This window comes from Micromonospora sp. WMMD998 (assembly GCF_029581235.1).
In the GTDB taxonomy this organism is placed as follows: domain Bacteria; phylum Actinomycetota; class Actinomycetes; order Mycobacteriales; family Micromonosporaceae; genus Micromonospora.
This window is the reverse complement of sequence record NZ_CP120740.1, coordinates 1,108,531-1,127,133: the sequence shown is the minus strand read 5'-3', so window position 1 is coordinate 1,127,133 and position 18,603 is coordinate 1,108,531. Positions and strand designations below refer to the sequence as shown.

General features: G+C 73.5%; 19 protein-coding genes. 9 read left to right on the top strand and 10 right to left on the bottom strand.

The genetic code is table 11. The features are described from left to right. Nucleotides 1–2 precede the first annotated feature (2 nt). Complete coding sequence (locus tag O7619_RS05315; protein ID WP_282286057.1) at nucleotides 3–2,078, top strand: SpoIIE family protein phosphatase; 2,076 nt, start codon at nucleotides 3–5, stop codon at nucleotides 2,076–2,078. A gap of 19 nt (nucleotides 2,079–2,097) precedes the next feature. On the opposite strand, the gene O7619_RS05310 is transcribed toward O7619_RS05315, so the two are convergent. Next, nucleotides 2,098–3,642 carry an FAD-binding oxidoreductase gene (locus O7619_RS05310; RefSeq protein WP_282286055.1) on the bottom strand — a complete coding sequence of 515 codons (1,545 nt, stop codon included), beginning with the start codon at nucleotides 3,640–3,642 and terminating at the stop codon, nucleotides 2,098–2,100. A 100-nt stretch (nucleotides 3,643–3,742) separates the two neighbouring features. On the opposite strand from O7619_RS05310, the gene O7619_RS05305 reads away from it, so the two are divergent. Further along, on the top strand, nucleotides 3,743–5,836 hold the full coding sequence (locus tag O7619_RS05305; RefSeq protein WP_282286054.1) for a S9 family peptidase: 2,094 nt from the start codon (nucleotides 3,743–3,745) through the stop codon (nucleotides 5,834–5,836). On the opposite strand, the gene O7619_RS05300 is transcribed toward O7619_RS05305, so the two are convergent. Further along, nucleotides 5,799–6,767, bottom strand: a complete 969-nt coding sequence (locus tag O7619_RS05300) for a pyridoxal-phosphate dependent enzyme (protein ID WP_282286053.1) — start codon at nucleotides 6,765–6,767, stop codon at nucleotides 5,799–5,801. The genes O7619_RS05305 and O7619_RS05300 overlap by 38 nt on opposite strands. Before the next feature lie 34 nt (nucleotides 6,768–6,801). Between O7619_RS05300 and O7619_RS05295 the strand changes: the two genes are divergently transcribed. Beyond that, nucleotides 6,802–6,945, top strand: coding sequence for a hypothetical protein (locus tag O7619_RS05295; protein ID WP_281585515.1), 144 nt, complete (start codon nucleotides 6,802–6,804; stop codon nucleotides 6,943–6,945). Nucleotides 6,946–7,018: 73 nt separating this feature from the next. Here the strand turns inward: O7619_RS05295 and O7619_RS05290 are convergent, their stop codons facing one another. Further along, on the bottom strand, nucleotides 7,019–7,585 hold the full coding sequence (locus O7619_RS05290) for a TIGR03086 family metal-binding protein (protein ID WP_282286050.1): 567 nt from the start codon (nucleotides 7,583–7,585) through the stop codon (nucleotides 7,019–7,021). A gap of 31 nt (nucleotides 7,586–7,616) precedes the next feature. On the opposite strand from O7619_RS05290, the gene O7619_RS05285 reads away from it, so the two are divergent. Beyond that, nucleotides 7,617–8,429 (top strand): AraC family transcriptional regulator, encoded by an 813-nt coding sequence (locus O7619_RS05285; protein ID WP_282286049.1) that lies wholly within the window; start codon nucleotides 7,617–7,619, stop codon nucleotides 8,427–8,429. Between the two features lie 599 nt (nucleotides 8,430–9,028). On the opposite strand, the gene O7619_RS05280 is transcribed toward O7619_RS05285, so the two are convergent. The 6 genes from O7619_RS05280 to O7619_RS05255 all read right to left on the bottom strand — a co-directional run bounded on the left by O7619_RS05280 (nucleotide 9,029) and on the right by O7619_RS05255 (nucleotide 14,699). Next, nucleotides 9,029–10,567, bottom strand: a complete 1,539-nt coding sequence (locus tag O7619_RS05280; RefSeq protein ID WP_282286048.1) for a SpoIIE family protein phosphatase — start codon at nucleotides 10,565–10,567, stop codon at nucleotides 9,029–9,031. 2 nt (nucleotides 10,568–10,569) lie between these two features. After that, complete coding sequence (locus tag O7619_RS05275) at nucleotides 10,570–11,919, bottom strand: ATP-binding protein (RefSeq protein WP_282288688.1); 1,350 nt, start codon at nucleotides 11,917–11,919, stop codon at nucleotides 10,570–10,572. Nucleotides 11,920–12,002: 83 nt separating this feature from the next. Continuing rightward, the gene (locus tag O7619_RS05270) at nucleotides 12,003–13,016 is read right to left on the bottom strand and encodes a SpoIIE family protein phosphatase (protein ID WP_282288687.1); all 1,014 of its coding nucleotides are present in this window, start codon (nucleotides 13,014–13,016) and stop codon (nucleotides 12,003–12,005) included. Beyond that, nucleotides 13,013–13,432: an ATP-binding protein gene (locus O7619_RS05265; RefSeq protein ID WP_282286046.1), complete on the bottom strand. Its 420-nt coding sequence runs from the start codon at nucleotides 13,430–13,432 to the stop codon at nucleotides 13,013–13,015. The genes O7619_RS05270 and O7619_RS05265 overlap by 4 nt, the downstream gene beginning before the upstream one ends. Next, nucleotides 13,429–13,839: an STAS domain-containing protein gene (locus O7619_RS05260; RefSeq protein ID WP_282286044.1), complete on the bottom strand. Its 411-nt coding sequence runs from the start codon at nucleotides 13,837–13,839 to the stop codon at nucleotides 13,429–13,431. Before O7619_RS05260 ends, O7619_RS05265 begins: the two co-directional genes overlap by 4 nt. Continuing rightward, on the bottom strand, nucleotides 13,839–14,699 hold the full coding sequence (locus tag O7619_RS05255; protein WP_282286043.1) for an STAS domain-containing protein: 861 nt from the start codon (nucleotides 14,697–14,699) through the stop codon (nucleotides 13,839–13,841). The genes O7619_RS05260 and O7619_RS05255 overlap by 1 nt, the downstream gene beginning before the upstream one ends. Nucleotides 14,700–14,858: 159 nt before the next feature. Between O7619_RS05255 and O7619_RS05250 the strand changes: the two genes are divergently transcribed. Continuing rightward, the gene (locus O7619_RS05250) at nucleotides 14,859–15,215 is read left to right on the top strand and encodes an STAS domain-containing protein (protein WP_281585526.1); all 357 of its coding nucleotides are present in this window, start codon (nucleotides 14,859–14,861) and stop codon (nucleotides 15,213–15,215) included. Nucleotides 15,216–15,225: 10 nt separating this feature from the next. Here O7619_RS05250 and O7619_RS05245 read toward each other — a convergent pair whose 3' ends face one another. Then, nucleotides 15,226–16,530 carry an MFS transporter gene (locus O7619_RS05245; protein ID WP_282286041.1) on the bottom strand — a complete coding sequence of 435 codons (1,305 nt, stop codon included), beginning with the start codon at nucleotides 16,528–16,530 and terminating at the stop codon, nucleotides 15,226–15,228. Nucleotides 16,531–16,579: 49 nt separating this feature from the next. Between O7619_RS05245 and O7619_RS05240 the strand changes: the two genes are divergently transcribed. The 4 genes from O7619_RS05240 to O7619_RS05225 all read left to right on the top strand — a co-directional run bounded on the left by O7619_RS05240 (nucleotide 16,580) and on the right by O7619_RS05225 (nucleotide 18,515). After that, the gene (locus O7619_RS05240) at nucleotides 16,580–17,263 is read left to right on the top strand and encodes a FadR/GntR family transcriptional regulator (protein ID WP_282286039.1); all 684 of its coding nucleotides are present in this window, start codon (nucleotides 16,580–16,582) and stop codon (nucleotides 17,261–17,263) included. Nucleotides 17,264–17,303: 40 nt separating this feature from the next. Continuing rightward, a complete protein-coding gene (gene mscL / locus O7619_RS05235) occupies nucleotides 17,304–17,774 on the top strand; it encodes a large conductance mechanosensitive channel protein MscL (protein ID WP_282286038.1) in 471 nt (156 codons plus the stop codon). A 79-nt stretch (nucleotides 17,775–17,853) separates the two neighbouring features. After that, on the top strand, nucleotides 17,854–18,102 hold the full coding sequence (locus tag O7619_RS05230) for a hypothetical protein (RefSeq protein WP_281585530.1): 249 nt from the start codon (nucleotides 17,854–17,856) through the stop codon (nucleotides 18,100–18,102). Nucleotides 18,103–18,149: 47 nt separating this feature from the next. Then, complete coding sequence (locus tag O7619_RS05225) at nucleotides 18,150–18,515, top strand: hypothetical protein (protein ID WP_282286037.1); 366 nt, start codon at nucleotides 18,150–18,152, stop codon at nucleotides 18,513–18,515. Nucleotides 18,516–18,603: the final 88 nt, after the last annotated feature.

Genomic DNA, 18,603 nt, shown 5'->3' with positions numbered 1-18,603 from the left:
CGATGGAGGATGTGAAGGTGTCAGCGGAGGTTGAGCCGGCCCACAGCGGCGGCGCGGACGAGCAGGTCCGACGTGTCCGCCTCCCCGCCGACCGGCGCACCCCCGCCGCCGCCCGGGCGCTCGTGCGCGCCACGCTCCTCGAAGTGGGCCTGCCCGAGTTGCTCAACGAGGCGCTCCTGCTCACCACCGAGCTGACCACGAACGCGGTCGAGCACGCGCGCACCGAACTGGACATCGAGGTCGAAGCCGACCAGGCCGGGTTCACCGTCACGGTCACCGACTTCGCCTCCGGCCCGGTCGACGAACTCACCGTCGGCGTCCGCAACACCACCTCCGACATCACGGAGGTGGCCGCGCGCGGGCGTGGCCTGCTGCTCGTCGACCACTTCGCCAGCCGCTGGGGCACCACCTACCTCCCCACCGGCAAGGGGGTCTGGTTTCGCCTGGACCGTCCCGGCCTGCCCGGAGCCGCCCGCCCGTCCGCCCCGCCGGCCCGCGCGGCGGGGCAACCGGTGGAGGAGGGCACCCCGAGCGCCGCGGCGATGAGCGAACTCATGCAGACCATCCCCGACCCGTACGCCGACGAACCGCTGCCCGACTTCGCCGCCGGGCTGCTGACCCGGGTGGCCGAGATGGTGGGCGCCGCCGGGGGCACGGTCCGACTCGACCGGGGCGACGGGCTGGGCACCCAGGTGTTCGCCCGCTACGGCCGGCAGCCGCGCGAGGGCAACGAGCTGTTGCGTGTCCCGCTCGCCGTGCACCGCCCGTACGCGGGCGAACTGGAACTGGACGCGGCGCCCTCGACGTACGCCCGGCCGCTCGCGGTGCTGGCCGCCGAGCGCCTCTCGCTGCACCTGGAGAACGACCGGCTGCGCCGGGCCGACGTACGCCGCTCGGCCTGGCTCACCTTCCTCGCCGAGGCGAGCGAGCTGCTCGCCCAGTCGCTCGACGTCGAGCTGACGATGGCGCTCATCCCGCAGCTCGTGGTCCCCCGGCTCGGCCAGTGGTGCGCGGTGCACACCACCGACGAATGGGGGCGGCTGCGCCTCGCCGCGTGCAGCCACGCCGACGAGTCGATGCTGCCCCACCTGCACCGGTTCCTCGCCGAGACCGGCCCGGACTCGGTCCAGACCCGGCTCCGCGAGGCGACCCGCAGCCAGACGCAGGTGCCGCTGGGCGGGCCGATGGAGGGCTTCGCCGTCCCGTTGATCGCCCGCGGGCAGCGGCTCGGCACCCTGGCCGTGGGCCGGCACCAGCGGCACCGGCACGACCCGGACGAGGTCTCGGTGCTGGAGGACGTGGCCCGGCGGGCCGCGCTGGCGATCGAGAACGCCCGCATCCACGCCGAGCGCCGCCGGGTCGCGCAGGCCCTCCAGAAGTCGCTGCTGCCGCCGGCGCTCCCGCTCGTCGAGGGCATCGGCTTCGCCGCCGAGTACGTCCCGACCGGCGACGACGCCGAGGTCGGCGGCGACTTCTACGACGTGCTGCCGCTGCCGGACAACCGCTGGCTGGTGGTGGTCGGTGACGTCTCCGGCAAGGGCGTGCAGGCGGCCACCGTGACCGGCCTGGTGCGGGACGTGATCCGGGTCCTGGTGGGTGACGGCAAGCCACTGCCGGAGGTGCTCGGCCGGCTCAACGAGACGCTCGTCGAACGCGGCGGCGGGCGCTACTGCACACTCGCACTGGCCTCGGTCGCGCCCGGCGACGGGGACCAGCTCGACGTCTCCCTGCACCTGGCCGGCCACGACCGGCCGGTGCTGCTGCACGGCGGCGGCGGCGCGACGTTCGTCGGCGCCAGCGGCACCGCGCTCGGCCTGCTCGACACGATCACCACCCCGACGGCGGAGGTCGCGCTCAAGCCCGGCGACGCGCTGATCTTCTACACGGACGGGGTGACCGAGCGGCGACGTGGCCGGGAACTGTTCGGCACCGAGCGGCTGCGCGAGTCGGCGGCGCCGCTGGCCGGCTACTCGGCCGACGTGGTCGCCGCGCGGCTGCGCGCCGCCACCATCGCCTTCTCCCCCGAGCCCCCACGCGACGACATCGCCGTCCTGGTCCTCCGCAACGAAACCCCCTGACCGGGCGGCCCGGCCGAGGTCAGAGGCCGCCGGGGAGACGACCGGGGGCCAGCCTGCGGTGCGGATCCAGGTGCGCCTTGGCGCTGCGCAACCGAGGCAGCGCCGGCAACTCACCCCAGAGGTCGACGGCGCGGCGCACCGGAGGCGGCGCCGCCACCACCACGCACCGGCCCCGCCGGGCGATCAGCACGCTGCGGACCGCGGTGAGGATCGAGTCGACCCGCTCGGGTGACAGCCCGCCGGGCAGGGCGGCGTACGCGGTGCCGACACCGGCCGACCCGCGTACCGGCATCGGGGCGCCGGCGGCGTCGCGCAGCGCGTAGACCGCGGCGTGCAGGTCGTCGACCGGCACCTCGATGCGCAGCGCGGTGTCGCCGGGGGCGAACGGGTAGCGCCCCCACCACTCGGGCGCGTGATGGTTGACCACGGCCTCACCGCCGAGCACCGCGGTCAGTCGCTCGGCCCGCTCCGCCACGTCGGACGGGCCGCCCTCCAGCAGCACCACCAGGCTGCCCGCCGCCGGCCGCCCGGTCACCGCCGGATGGTCGGGACGCCCGACCACCGACGGGTGGCTCGCCGGGATCCGGCGGCGGGGCAGCGGCACCGGGACCGGCAGGTCCAGCTCGACCGCGGCCGGCTCGACGTCGGCGGCGAGCACCGCGCGGACCAGGTCGTGCACCTCAAGCGGCGTCCAGACCGGACGGGACACCCAGACCCGGCCCGCCGGCACCGCCTGCACCCGCATGGTCGCCGAGACCAGCACCCCGAGCCCGCCCTGCGAGCCGCAGAGCAGCCGGGCCACGTCCAGCCCCGGCAGGTCGCCGCGACCGAGCACCGCGCCGCCACCACCCAGCGGCGGACCGCCACGGCCGAACTCCGCCGCGACACCGCCGCCGCCCGAGCCGCCACCGCCGAACCCGGCCGCGCCGCCCTCGTCGCCATCCTCATCGGCCGCGAACAGGCCACCGACGTCGAAGCCGCTCGCCGGGGCCGCCCGCCCGAGCCGCGCCGTGCCGGACTCGCCCACGCTCACCAGCTCGCCGTCGGCGTCGAGGTAGCGCACGCCGACGATCTGCGCGCACGGGCTGCCGTGCCGGTGACGCAACGGGCCGGCCTCGTCGGCGGCCAGCACCCCGCCCAGCGTCGCCCCGGGCGAGGGCACGTCGACCGGGAGGCGTCGGCCGGTGCGGCCCAGCGTGGCCTGGACGGCGCGCAGCGGCGTGCCGGCACCGATCTCGGCCACCGCGGCGGCCCGCGGCTCGTGCCACACACCGGCCAGCCGGCCGGTGTCGAGCATGATGTCGACCCGGGCCGGGGCGGCCCCCCAGTCGATCTTCGTGCCGGCACCGCGCGGCACCACGGTCAGGTCGTGCGCCGCGGCCAGCCGAAGCACCTCGGCGGCGGCGCGTGGGCCGCCCGGCACCGCCACCCAGCGGGCGGTGCGACCGGCCACGTCGTCGGCCGGGCCGGCGACACGGGCGAACGGCGGACCGCAGATCTCGGCCAGCTTCCGGGTGATCTCAAGGGCTCCGGGTCGGTCGATGGAACGCGCAGCAGCCGCCATGCCGGCTATCGTACACATGTTCTAAAAAGCTGACGGCGGGTCGGCGGATTCGCGCGGCGCGGACGCCCGGCGGCGGCCCGCCGACCGGTAACGTGGCGCCGTGACCACGACCCCACAGCCCACGGCGAAGCGCGTTCCGGCCGAGCGGACCCATCACGGTGACACCGTCGTCGACGAGTACGCCTGGCTCGCCACGAAGGACGACCCGGAGACGATCGCCTACCTGGAGGCCGAGAACGCCTACACCGAGGCGCGCACCGCGCACCTGGACGGGCTGCGGGCGGAGCTGTTCGAGGAGACCCGCCGGCGCACCCAGGAGACCGACCTGTCGGTGCCGACCCGCAAGGGCGACCACTGGTACTACACCCGCACGGTCGAGGGGCAGCAGTACGGCGTGCAGTGCCGACGCAGCGTCCGCCCCGGCGAGACCACGCCCCCGGTCAGCGCGGACGGCGCCCCGCTCGACGGCGAGGAGGTGCTGCTCGACGGCAACCAGCTCGCCGAGGGGCACGACTTCCTGTCCCTCGGCGCGTTCGACGTGAGCCCGGACGGGCGCTGGCTGGCCTACTCCACCGACTATTCCGGCGACGAGCGGTTCACCCTGCGGATCAAGGATCTGTCCACCGGGGAGCTGCGGCCTGACGAGGTGCCGGACACGTTCTACGGCACCGCATGGTCGAGCGACGCCTCCACGCTCTTCTACGTCACCGTGGACGACACGTGGCGGCCGAACCGGGTGTGGCGGCACACCGTCGGCACCCCGTCGAGCGAGGACGTGGTGGTCCACCAGGAGGACGACGAGCGCTTCTGGGTGGGCGTCGAGCTGACCCGCTCCGAGCGCTTCGTGGTGATCGACATCCACAGCAAGATCACCAGCGAGGTACGGGTGATCCCGGCGTCCAACCCCACCGGCGAGCCGGCAATCGTCGCGCCGCGCCGGCAGGGCGTCGAGTACGCGGTCGAACACCACGGCCACCGCTTCCTGATCCTGCACAACGACGGCGCGGAGGACTTCGCGCTCGCGTACACCTCGGCGGACGCGCCGGGCGACTGGACGCCGCTGATCCCGCACACCCCGGGCACCCGGTTGGAGGCTGTCGACGCGTTCGAGAACCACCTCGTCGTCTCGCTGCGCGGCAACGGGCTGACCGGGCTGCGGGTGCTGCCGATCGGCAGCGACGACAGTTGGGACATCGACTTCCCCGAGCCGATCTACAGCGTCGGGCTGGACGCCAACCCGGAATACCGCACCGGCACGGTCCGGCTGCGCTACACCTCGCTCGTCACCCCCGACTCGGTCTACGACTACGACCTGACCAGCCGTGAGCTGACGCTGCTGCGGCAGAAGCCGGTGCGGCCCGGGCCCGACGGGCGGGCGTACGACCCGGCCGACTACGAGCAGCACCGCGACTGGGCGCTGGCCGACGACGGCACCCGGGTGCCGATCTCCCTGGTCTGCCGCCGGGACACCCCGCGCGACGGCTCCGCGCCCGCGGTCATCTACGGCTACGGGTCGTACGAGGCCAGCATGGATCCCTGGTTCTCGATCGCCCGGCTGAGCCTGCTCGACCGTGGCGTCATCTTCGCCGTCGCGCACATCCGCGGCGGTGGTGAGCTGGGCCGGCGCTGGTACGACGAGGGCAAGCTGCTGGCCAAGAAGAACACGTTCACCGACTTCGTGGCCTGCGCCCGGCACCTGGTCAAGGCCGGCTGGACGGCGAGCGACCGGCTGGTCGCCCGGGGCGCGTCCGCCGGCGGCCTGCTGATGGGCGCGGTGGCCAACCTCGCGCCGGACGCATTCGCCGGGATCGTCGCGCAGGTGCCGTTCGTGGACGCGCTCACCTCGATCCTCGACCCGTCGCTGCCGCTGACGGTCACCGAGTGGGAGGAGTGGGGCAACCCGCTGGACGACCCCGAGGTCTACGCCTACATGAAGTCCTACACCCCGTACGAGAACGTGACCGCCGCCGACTACCCGGCCATCCTGGCGGTGACGAGCCTCAACGACACCCGGGTGCTCTACCACGAGCCGGCCAAGTGGATCGCCCGGCTGCGCGCGGTCGCCCCGCAGGGCGACTACCTGCTCAAGACCGAGATGGGCGCCGGCCACGGCGGGCCCAGCGGCCGGTACGACGCCTGGCGCGAGGAGGCGTTCGTCAACGCGTGGACGCTGGACCGCCTCGGCCTCGTATAACCGCGGACAGCACCGCCGCATCCGCGTTCCCGCCGCTCACCACCGCGACGGTCCGCCCGGCCGGCAGCTCGTCGCGGTGGAACAGCCGGGCGGCCGTCGCGACCGCGCCGCTCGGCTCGGCCACCAGCCGCGCGTCCCGCAGCAGCCGGCCGGCCGCCGCCATGATCTCGTCCTCGGTCACCGTGACGATGCCGTCCAGCCGCTCCCGCAGATGGGCCAGCGTCAACGCGGACAGGTTGGTGCGCAGCCCGTCCGCGCACGTCCGGTAGGTGCGTTCGACGTCCCAGACCACCACCTCGCCCACGGCGAGCGACTCCTGGGCATCGGCGGCCAGCGCCGGCTCCACGCCGATCACGGCAGCCGCCGGGCGCAGGGCCTTGACCGCCGTGGCGACGCCCGAACCGAGTCCGCCGCCGCCGACCGGCACCAGGACCACGTCCACGTCCGGCAGGTCGGCGACGATCTCCAACCCGACGGTGCCCTGGCCGGCGATGACCGCCGGATGGTCGAACGGTGGCACCAACGCCCCGCCGGTCTCCGCCACGATCCGTTCCGCCTCGGCGAGCCGACGGGCCGGCGGCACCGGGAGCACGTCCGCGCCGAGCGCCCGCATCCGCGCCACCTTGACCTCCGGCGCGCCCTCGGGCACCACCACCACGCAGGCCACACCGAACGTACGGGCCACGTACGCCAGCGCCTGGCCGTGGTTGCCGGAGGAGTGGGTGACCACGCCCCGGGACCGGACCGCCGGGTCGAGCCGGGCCACCGCGTGGGTGGCGCCACGCAGCTTGAACGACCCGACCGGTTGCAGGCTCTCCGGCTTGATCCACAGCTCGTCGTCCCAGGCCGTGGGCAGCAGCGGGGTACGCAGCGCGGTGCCCGCCACGTCATCGGCGGCGGCCCGGACGTCGTCGATCGAGATCAGCTCCATCGCACCATCATCCTGCCCGCCCTAGACTGCCGGGGTGACCGAGGAGGAGCGGGTGGCGGCGCGGCGCGGGCCGACCTGGCTGATCCTCGTGGCGGTCGCCGCCGCGCTCGCGATCTGCTGCTGCTCGTCCGTGATCGGCCTGGCGGTCGCCGGGTCCACCGGCCTGCTCGGTCGCTGACCCGCCGGCCAGGTGGCGCGCGGGCCGGTCGGTTCAGCGGCTCCAGGCCGGCTCGCGCCCGGGCGGGTCGGGTTCAGCGGCTCCAGGCCGGCTCGCGCCCGGTCCGGCCGAGCAGCGCCGCCAGCGTGCCGGGTGCCGCGCCGGTCGGCACCGGCGCGCCGAACGCGCCCATCCGCTGGCCCATGTCGCCCATCCGGTCCATGAACTCGTGCCCGGCGGCCACCACCGACGGGTCCGCCGCAAACTCCTGACCGGTGGCCCGAGCGAGGTCCCAGCCGTGCACGGTGAGGTCGATCAGCCCCATCAGGCCGACCGTCTCCTGCGGCAGCCCCATGCCCGGCGAGACGCCCTCCAACGCGGCCGGGTCCGACCACGCCTCGGTCAGCCGCGCCGCCTCCGTCGCGAACCGGTCCCGCCAGCCGTCGGTCAGGTGGTCGGTCTTGCCCGACCAGTCGACCTCCTCCCGCCGGGCCATCGCCTGAAAGTTGACCACTACGTCGAACAGGTGGTTGAGCAGGTGGCGCACCGTGTAGTCGGGGCACGGAGTAGGGCGGTCGAGCTGGTCGTCGGCGATGCCGCGCACCACGGCCGCCGTGCCCGGCGCGGCCACGGCCAGCAGCTCACTAGTCTTCGTGGTCATAGGGCCAGCGTATGAGGACGGTCTTGAAGAAATGCGACACGAACCGCGACGGGACAGCCGGGGAATCCTCGATCCCGGCCGGCTGCTGCGGCAGGTCCGGTTCCGGCGCCGGTTGCCCGATCCGTCGTTGCGACCATGGGTGGAGCACTACTGGTTGATCGACTGGGACCTGCCCGAACCGTTCGTCCAGCGGGTCGTGCCGCACCCGGCGGTCAACGTGGTGTTCCAGGCGCAGGACGGCGCGGCCGAGCACGGCGAGATCGCCGGCGTCGGCGCCGGCCTGTTCACGGTCACGTTGCACGGCGCGGGGCGGGTCACCGGCGTCCAGTTCCGCCCGGGCGGCTTCCGCCCGTTCTGGCGGCGCCCGGTGGCCGAGCTGACCGGTCACCGCATCCCACTCGCCGGGGCCGACCTGACCGCCGGAGCCGGGCCGGTCTGTCCGGGCGGCGACGACGAGCGGTGCCAACGGCTGGACACCCTGCTGACCGCTTGGGCGCCGGCGCCGGACCCGGCCGCCGCCGAGGCCATCGCACTGGTCGAGGAGATCCGCGCCGACCGGAGCGTGCGGCGGGTGGCCGACCTCGCCCGGCGGCGTGCTGTCTCCACCCGCCGACTCCAGCGGCTCTTCCTCGACCACGTCGGCGTCGGTCCGAAGTGGGTGATCCGCCGCTACCGGCTCCAGGAGGCGATCGAGCAGGCCACCGCCGGCCCGCTGGACTGGTCGCGGGTCGCCGCCGACCTGGGGTACGCCGACCAGGCGCACCTGGTCCGCGATTTCACCGCCGTAGCCGGCATCTCCCCCGCCGCCTACGCCCACTCCCTGGCCGCGACATCCCACACCTGACAGCCTCCCGCCCGCTCAACCCCCTTTGACGTGATCAAGGAGGTTGTGTCGAAGTCGATCTCCACGATGACGCGAATTCCTTGATCGCCGGCCGGGTCATGGCGCGCGAGCGGTGGTGATGGAATGGCGGCACGGGGCGACCGTCGACATCCCGGCCAATTCGTGACGGCGGCCCCACACACCCATACCGTTCCACCCGTCAGCGGCGCGGGGCGCGAGTGGAACGCTATGGGTGCCTACCGCACCCTCACACACCCATGCCGTTCCACCCATCAGCGGCGCGGAGCACGAGTGGAACGCTATGGGTGCCTACCGCACCCTCACACACCCACACCATTCCACCCATGGGCGGCGCGGGCTGGTCGATGCGGTCTGCCGGGCCGCCATCCGCCCTTGCTCTGCAGCCACGGGGGCAACACACACGTAGAGTAACGGTGATCGCTCCGTCGCCCTCCCCGCGGTCCACACATCGCACCTGCTCAGACGCCTGATGCGTGGGTGGCTGCAGAGCAAAGGCGGCGCGAGGTGATGCCTTAGCCCACGCGAAAGGAATACGAAGAGTAGCGGTCGATGACGCCAAGGAGTGCGGCGAAAGGGCGTCAGCGGCGGCGGACCGCGACCACGGCGACGTCGTCGTTGATCTCCGGCGGGGCCAACTCGGTCAGCAGCCGCTGGCAGAACTGGTCGAGGTCGTCGTCCACCCGGGTAGCCACCACGCCGAGCGCCGCCATGCCGTCGTCGATGGTGGCGTCCCGCCGCTCGATCAGCCCGTCGGTGTAGAGGACGAGCGTGGCCCCGGCCGGCAACACGAACTCCAGATCGGGCGGGCGGGGCGCGCGCACGCCGAGCAGCGGCGCCGTCTGCGACACGAACTCGACCCGCCCGTCCCGGCTGAGCAGCGCCGGCAGGTGCCCGGCGCTGGCCAACCGGATCAACCCGGTGCCGGGATGCAGCAGCAGCACGCAGATGGTGGCCAGCTCGTTCGGCAACAGCGTCCGCATCAGCTCGTTGACCCGGTCCAGGATCACGCCCGGTTGGTGCCCCTCCACCGCGTACGCCCGCACCGCGTGCCGCAGCTCGGCCATCACGGTGGCGGCGTGCAGCGAGTGCCCGGCCACGTCCCCGATCGCCACCAGGAGGTGCCCGTCGAGCATCACCAGCTCGTAGAAGTCCCCGCCCACCTCGGTCTGCGCGCTCGCCGGCTCGTAGCGGACCGCCAGGTCCAGGCCGGCTACCTCGGGTAGCCGCCGGGGCAGCAGGCTGCGCTGGAGCGTCACCGCGATCCGGTGCTCCTCGTCGAAGGAGCGCTGCGCCTCCACCGCCGAGGCGACGGCCTGGGCGAGCTGCACCAACACCGGCGTACGCACGGTCTGGGTCGACGTGGGCACCACCACGTAGAGCGGCGCCCGGTCCTCCCGCAGCCGGGAGGCGGCCACGGTCACCGTGTCGCCGTCCGGCCAGTCGGTGAGCGGCCAGTTGCCCGGCTGGTCCACCCACACCCGGGTGCCGATCGGTACGCCGGTGTCGTCCACCGTCCACGGCACGATCCCGGCCGGCGTGTGCGGGTCGGCGGCCACCCCGGCCAGGCAGTCCCCGTCGAACGTCTCGGCGACCACCGCCGCCGGCCCCCGGAAGATCCGTGCCGCGCCGGACGCGGCGGCCTCCAACAGCCGGACGAAGTTCGGCGACGCATGCATCTCCACCGTCGCGTCGGCGAGCGCGGCCAACCGTTCGGCGAGCTGCTCGGCCCGCCGCCGGGCCCGGTAGTAGCGCAGCACCGCGTGCGCGGTGGCGACCAGTTCCTCCGGCTCGATCGGCTCGGTCAGGTAGGCGTCCGCGCCCCGGGTCAGCCCCTGCGCCCGATCGACCACGTCCACCGCGTGCGCGGAGACGTGGACGACCGGGGTGGACGGCGACGTCTCCTTGATCCGCTCGCACACCTCGAAGCCGCTCATGTCCGGCAGCCGGACGTCGAGCACCACCAGATCGACCGGTTCCGCGGCCACCCGCTCCAGCGCCGCGGTGCCGTTCTCCGCCTCCACGGTCGTGAAGCCGGCCCGGTTGAGCCAGTTCACCAGCAGGTACCGCTTCGGGCCGCTGTCGTCGACCACCAGCACCGTCGCCGGCCCGCCGTCCACCGTCACGCTCCGCCCACGGGCAGGACCACGGTGAACGTACTGCCCCGGCCGGGCGCGCTTGTCAGCTCCAGCGTCCCGCCCAGCAGCGTGACCAGCCGCCGCGCGTAGGGCAGGCCGAGACCGGTGCCGCCGACCCGGGTGGTGCCCGGCACCTGGTAGAACTCCTCGAAGATCCGTTCGTGCAACTCCGGCGGGATGCCGACCCCGGTGTCGGTGACCGTGAGCGACCACGCCTCGTCGCGGCGTTCGGCACGCAACCGCACCTCGCCCCGTTCGGTGAACTTCAGGCCGTTGTGCAGCAGGTTCCGCAGCACCTGGGCGAGCAGCACCTCGTCCGAGCGGAGCGTGGCCGGGGTGGGCGGCTCCTCGACCACCAGCTCCACCTCCGGCCGGGTGGCCAACGCCCGCAGCGTGCCGCGGAGCTGCCCGAACACCGCGCGCAGGTCGACCTCGGACCAGTCCGGCTCGATCCGGCCCGACTCGGCCTTGGCCAGGTCGAGCAGCTCGTTCACCAGGGTCAGCAGGTCACCGGCGGAGGATCGGATCAGCCCCACCTGGCGGGCCTGCTCACCGGTGAGCGGGTCGGAGGCGGAGTCGGCAAGCAGGCGCCCCAGGCCGATGATCGCGGTGACCGGGGCGCGCAACTCGTGGCTGACGTTGGCCAGGAAACGGCTCTTCGACTCACTGGCGGCCCGCAACTGGGCCGACTTCTCGTCCAACTCGGCGTAGAGCGCCACCACGCCGCGGTTGGTCTCCTCCAGCTCCTCGGTGAGCTGGTTGTAGAGCGCCATCACGCCCCGGTTGGTCTCCGCCAGCTCGGAGTTGAGCACCGCCAACTCGTCCCGTTGGGTGCGCACCTCGTCGAGCGCGGCGATGAGTTGGGCGTTCTGAGCGGCCAACTCGTCCACCGCGGAGCCTGGAACGCGCTCGGCCAGCTCGGCACGGATCTGAGTGGCGCGTTCCGGCGTCAGCTCCGCGGCGTGATCCGGTACTCGTCGGGACATCCTCACGACGGTATCGCCCTCGACCATGATCACCTGCAATGAGTCCACCAGACGCGCCACCGCGCCGGACTGCGGCTCGTACCGGCCGTCGGGGAGCGAACGGACCGGCGACAGGTCCATCCGGAGCCGGGCCCGGCCGGCGGTGACGTCCCGGTCGAGGGCGAACGCGACGTCCGCGCCGCCGACGCCGCGCAGCAACTCCCGGGCCACCTCGCTGAGCGCGGTGGCGATCCGGACCTGGTCCTGGTGCTCCAGCCCGACGGCGGCGGCGACCTCCCGGCCGCGCTGGCGGACCAGGAAGATGTCCTGCTCGACCCGGAGCGCCAGGTGCAGCAGCGGCTCACTCATGCCGAGCCGGCCGGGCATGCCCTCACGGCCCTCGCTCCGCTCGGTGCGTTCGCTCATACCGTGCCGGCCGGGCATGCCCTCACTCATGCCGGCACCCGGCCGACCAGGACGCAGGCGTCGTCACGGCGGGTACCGGCGTCCCGAAGCAGGGTCGCGGCGGCCAGCAACGGCGGACGGCCGACCAACCCGGGATAGTCGTCCAGGTCCCAGCGGTCCACCACACCGTCGCTGTGCATCACGAGCGTCGCGCCGGACGGGAACGGATAGTCGTACCCCCGGATGGCCGGACGTTGGTGACCGGCGATGCCCGGCAGCGAGACCAGGCCGCGCCGCCGCTCGCCGCTGGCCACGATCATGGCGGCGATGTTGCCGAGGCCGGCGTAGTGGAGCGTGCCGCTGCGGGGATCCGGCTCGGCCACCGCGAGCGCCGCGCCGCGGGTGTGCGAGATGGCGGCGTGCAGGTGCCGCACCACGGCCTCCGGCGGACCGGCCGGCGCCGAACGGAACGCGGCGACCGCGGCGCCGGTGGCGGCGGCGGCCAGCGGCCCGTGTCCCAGCCCGTCGCAGACCAGCACCTGCCGCCGGCCGTCGGCCATCCGGACCGCGTACCCGTCGCCGCTGTCCTGCTCGCCGGTGATCGGCCGGGCCAGCCCGCCGGCCCAGTCCGGCTCCGGCGGCGGCCCGTCCCAGACCTGGACCGTCAGGGTGGTGCCGCGACCGGGACGCGAGTAGCCGTCGAACCGGCTCGACTGCCGGGCGATCGCGCCGAGGCCGATGCCGAGCGTGCCGACGGTGGAGTGCCCGTCGGCCGAGGAGAGCGTGAGGTCGGCCATGCCGGGACCGGAGTCGATGGCCACCAGCTCCACCCCGGCCCGCCCGTCCCGGCGGGCCGGGCGGAGCAGCAGGGCGCCCTCACGGGCGTGCTTGACCAGGTTGCTGGTGATCTCGGCGGTGACGATGGCCAGGTCCGCGACGCGCGGCGCGCTCAGTTCGAGCTGCCGACCGAGCCGCTCGGCCGCCCGGCGTACGCCACCGGCGGTCGCGCCGTTGTCGACCCGGAACCAGACGCCGTGGTCGGGGACCACGTCGGAGATCATCGCGACCACTTGGTGACGGTGATCGTCGTACCCTCGCCGACGGCGGTCTTGATGTCGAAGTCGTCGACGAGCCGGCGGGCGCCGCTGAGCCCGAGGCCCAGCCCGCCGCCGGTGGTGTAGCCGTCGGTGAGGGCCAGGTCCAGGTCGGGGATGCCCGGACCCTGGTCGGCGAAGACGATGCGTACGCCACGGCGGCGGCTGTCGGAGACGGTGGTGACCTCGGCGCTGCCCCCGCCGCCGTAGATCAGCGTGTTGCGGGCCAGTTCGCTGGCGGCGGTGACCAGCTTGGTCTGGTCGACCAGGGAGAGCCGGACCGCCACGGCGGTGGTACGCACCAACTGGCGGACCCGCACCACGTCCTCGTCGCTACGGATCGCCTGCGTCGCTGGCACCCCCAGGTCGAGGCCGGTGGTCATGGCGTCGCCGTCGTCTCGTCGTCCTCGTCGTCGAACACCACGTCCCGGTCGTCGGCCCGGGTGGCCGCGATCAGCTCCATGCCCCGCTCGACGTTCAACGCGGTGCGGATGCCGTTGAGCGACAGCCCCAGCTCGACCAGGGTGATGGCGACGGCGGGACGCATCCCGACCACCACCGTCTCGGCGTCCAGCACCTTGGAGATGGACGCGATGGTGGAGAGCATCCGGCCGACGAAGGAGTCGACGATGTCAAGCGCGGTGATGTCGATGATGACGCCGTGGCAACCGGTGGCGACGATCCGCTCGGCCAGGTCCTCCTGGAGCTGGATCGCCGTCTGGTCGGACATGTCGACCTGGATGGAGACCAGCAGGATGTCGCCGATCTTGAGGATCGGCACCCGCTCCATCACGCCTCCCGGCGGGCGCGGCGGGAGGTGGTCTCGACGCCGTTCAGGCGCAGCACGTGACGGAGGGCGTCGGCCAGGCTCGCCTTGGTGGCGATGTCGCCGAACTCGATGCCGAGGGCGACGATCGTCTGGGCGATCTGCGGCCGGATACCGGAGATGATGCAGTCGGCGCCCATCAGCCGGGCGGCCACCACGGTCTTGAGGATGTGCTGGGCGACCTGGGTGTCCACCGCCGGCACGCCGGTGATGTCGATGATCGCGTACGGCGAGCCGGTGTCGACCAGGGTCTGGAGCAGCCGCTCCATCACCACCTGGGCGCGGGCCGAGTCCAGCGTGCCGACGAGCGGGACGGCGACCACACCCTCCCACAGCTTGACCACCGGCGTGGAGAGCTCCAGGAGCTGCTCCGCCTGGTCGGCGATGAGGCTCTCCCGGGCCCGGACGAACGTCTCGAAGGTGAACAGCCCCATCTGATCGATGAGCGCGGAGAAGGCGACGAAGTCCCGCAGGGTCGTCTCGCCCCGTTCCTCCTCCATCAGCTCCAGCAGGGCGTCCTTGAGCGCGAACACGCTGATCGCGGTCTCGGTGGCGCTGAACCCCTGGCGGGCCCGGCTGGTGGAGATCTCCGCGAGCACCGCCCGCAGCTCCCCGCCGTGCTCGTCGGCCAGGTCGCCGAGACCCTGCCGGCCGGCGTCGGTCACGGCGCGGTGCAGCTCCTGCACCTGGCGGGCCAGCTCGGCCCGGCTCAGCCGGCCGCGCAACGAACCGGCGATGATTTCGATCCAACGGTTGGTCAACCGGTCCGCGTGCTGACTCAGCAGGTCGGCGAGCCGACCGCCCTGTTCCCCGCTCAACGCCATGCTGACCTCCCAGATCTGGACGGGCGGACTCTATCACCGGGGGTTGCGGCACTACTTGCCACGGGACAAAGAAATGATCGACGGCACCTGTGTCCGCTCCCGTTCTGCACGGCGCGGTCATCGTGGGATACCGTTCCACCGAACACAGGAGGTCGACGAATGTCCCTGACGGTGCACACGGAACAGCGCGGCGACGTGGTCGTGGTGTCGGTCGCGGGCGAGCTGGACATGGCCACCGCACCGCAGCTCCAGGACCAGATCACGGACCTGCTGGACAAGGGGCGTAACCGCCTCGTGTTCGACCTGGCCGAGGTGTCGTTCTGCGACTCGACCGGGCTGTCGGTGTTCGTCCGCGCCAAGAACAGCTGCGACGAGGCCGGCGGCGTGGTCCGGCTGGCCGCCCCGCAGCGCGGGGTGCTGCGCATCCTCGAGGTCAGTGGCCTGGTCGAGGTGCTGCACACCTATCCGACGGTGGACGAAGCCGTCGCGGGCGAACCCACCCCGGCCTCCTCCTGACCGATTTCGCTCAGCGCTCGTCCTCGATGTAGCGGGGGCGGGCGATGACCATGCCCGCGACCGCCTGCACGGCGAGCGCCACCAGCAGGAAGCCGATCGGGGCGGTCCAGCCGCCGGTCGCCCCGTAGAGGATGCCGACAAGCAGCGGACCGAGCGCGGCGATGACGTACCCGGTGCTCTGCGCGAACGCGGAGAGCGCCACGGTGCCCTCCGGCGTCCGGGCGCGCAGCCCGATCGTGGTCAGGATGAGCGGGAACGCGCCCTGGCCGAGCGCGAGCAGCAGCACCCACAGCGGCGCCAGGCTGTGCGGCGCGAGCGCCAGCCCGACGTACGCGACGGTGGAGAACGCGGTCAGCCCGAGCACCAGCGGGCGCAGGGTGGCCAGCCGCGCGGCCAGGGTGGGCATCATCAGCGCCACCGGCACGCCGAGCGCGGTCACACCGGCGAGCAGCAGGCCGGCGGCCTCGGGCCGGTAGCCGGCGTCACGGAAGAGCTGAGCCAGCCAACCCATGATCGCGTACCCGCTGAGCGACTGGGTGCCGAAGTAGACCGCCATGGCCCAGCCGAGCCGGGTCCGCTCCGGGCGCACCCGGGCCGGCGCGGCGGCCACCGCGGCCGGGGCCGCGGACCGGGCCGCGGCCCGCCGCGCGGCGCGCGCCCGCAGCGCCAGCGGCACCCAGGGGAGCACCGCCAGCGCGGCCAGCCCGGCCCACATGCCGAGCCCGGCCCGCCAGGAGCCGAAGGCGTGGGCCACCGGCACGGCGGAGGCGGCGGCCACCGTCGTGCCCACCGTCAGGGCCATCGTGTACGCGCCGGTGACCAGCCCGGTGCGGTGCGGGAAGTGCTGCTTGACAAGCATCGGCAGCAGGATGTTCGCCACCGCGATGCCGGCCAGCGCGAGCGCGCTGGTGAGCACGAAGACGGCGGCCGAGCCGGTGACCGCGCGCAGCACCTGCCCGGCGGTCAACGCGATCATGGCAAGCACCAGCACCCGGGGCGCGGCCCAGCGGCGGACCAGCCACGGGGTGAGCGCGCCGAGGCCGGCGAACGCGACGGTGGGCAGCGTGGTGACCACGCCGGCCATGGCGCCGGAGAGGCCCAGCCCGACGCGGATCTCGTCGAGCAGCGCGCCGAGGCTGGTCACCGCGGCGCGTAGGTTCACGGCGACAAGCAGCATCCCGACCAGCACCAGCAGGCCGCCCCGCGCCGGGCCGGCGGCCGGGGTCGGGGTGGTCGCCGGGGTCGCACCGGCCACCGACCCGGGGGTGAGGTCGGCGGTGGGCGCGGGCGCGGCGGGCGTGGCTGGCGGTGTCATGGCCTTCAACCTACAATCATGGGATGAATTTGGGCAGCAGGTGTAACCGGTGACACCCACCGCGGATTCCGTCGCCGTGCCACCGCGCGGCCACCGGGTCCGGCAGACCATCGAGCAGCTCCGCGCCCGGATCCTGGGCGGTGAGTGGCCGGTGGGCGGGCGCATCCCCACCGAGCCGCAGCTCGTCGCCGAGCTCGGCGTGGGACGGAACACGGTCCGCGAGGCGGTCCGCGCGCTCGTGCACGCCGGCGTGCTGGAGTGCCGGCAGGGCTCCGGCACCTACGTGGTGTCGACCGACGAGCTGGCGCCGGTGGTGGCCCGCCGGCTCGCCGACGACCGGATGACCGAGGTGATCGAGGTCCGGCGCGCGTTCGAGGTCGAGGCCGCCCGGCTGGCCGCGCTGCGGCGTACCCCCGAGGACCTGGCGACGCTCGACGGCGCGCTCGCCACCCGGGAGGCCGCCTGGCGCTCCGGCCGGGTGGACGAGTTCGTGGAGGCGGACGCCGCGCTGCACACGGCGGTGGTGGCCGCCGCGCACAACGCCATGCTCGCCGAGCTGTACGCCTCGGTCGGCGTCGCGCTGCGCAGCACGGTCGCCCAGGCCATGGGCACCGCGTTGACCGACGAGCGGTACGTCGACCACGGTCGACTCGTCGAGGCGATCCGGGCCGGCGACCCGGCGCGGGCAGCGATCGAAGCGGGCGCTTTTCTGGAGGGGCCGTCCGGGGCATAGGGTCTGCCGGAGGCGAGACTCGGACAGCACGGGAGTGCGGATGCTCAAGGGCTTCAAAGACTTCATCATGCGCGGCAACGTCGTCGACCTGGCGGTCGGTGTCGTCATCGGCGCCGCGTTCACGGGCGTGGTCACGCAACTGACCAAGTCGTTCCTGGAACCGCTGGTCCGCGTGTTCATCGTGTTGATCACCGGCAACGAGGACGGGCTCAGCGGCTCGACGCCGTCCTTCCGCGGCATCGAGTTCGACTGGGTGGCGTTCGTCAACGCGGTGATCACGTTCCTGCTCACCGCGGCGGCGCTGTACTTCCTGGTGGTCTACCCGATGAACCGGCTCGCCGAGCGGCGCAAGCGCGGCGAGGAGCCGCCGCCCTCGGCCCCCAGCGAGGAGGTCAAGCTGCTCACCGAGATCCGCGACGCGCTCGTCGCCGGCGGCCACGGCACTCCGGCCCAGCGTGGCGCGCTCGACGACGTGCTGGGCCGCCGGCAGGAGCCGCCGGCCCCCCGCTGACGCCCATAGCCGATCGGCCCCCGTGGAGATTCCGCGGGGGCCGACCCGAATCGAACACATGTTCGATAGGGTTCCGGGCATGGAGCAGCGCAAACACTTGTGGAACGGGAAATGGGGGCGGCTCGCCCGGCGGGACGTCTTCCTCCGGGTGGACGGCGACCGCTGGCACGTGGAGCAGCGCGCCGGCGGCGCCGAGGGGGTTTCCCGCTTCTACGAGCACGCCAGCGTCGACGAGGCCGAGGAGACGATCCGGGCGCTGCTCGACGGGCCGGACACCTGGCGCGAGCTGTCGCCCCGCCCGCCGGGCGGCTGGACCCCGTCCGTTTAGCGCCTGCGGTCCGTTTAGCGCCCGCGCGCTCCGGGAACCGCTTCGGCATGAGCCAGCAGCAGGACACCTTCTCCCGGGTCACCACCGGCATGCGGGTGGTCGACTCCACAGGCGTCGAGGTCGGCACCGTCGATCTCGTCCAGCGGGGCGACGCCGCCGCCGTGACCGTGGAGGCGCCCACTCCGGTCGATCCGGGCAGCAGCCTCGACGAGCTGATCGAGTCGGCCGCCGTCGAGGAGCCGGACGTACCGGCCGACCTGGCCGCCCGGCTGCTGCGCGAGGGCTATCTGAAGGTCACCACCGAGCTGGCCGACACCGGCGCGGTCTACGTGCTGGCCGACCGGATCGCGGCCGTGGCCGACGGCGCGGTCCGCCTCACCGTCCCGGTCGCGGAGCTGCCCGCCGAGGAGTGATGACGACCTGCGCGTCATGAACGATCCCGGTTGTGGTCCTGGGTCGAGCCCCGCAGATACCACTCCTGGTGTTGGCGCCCGACCGGTC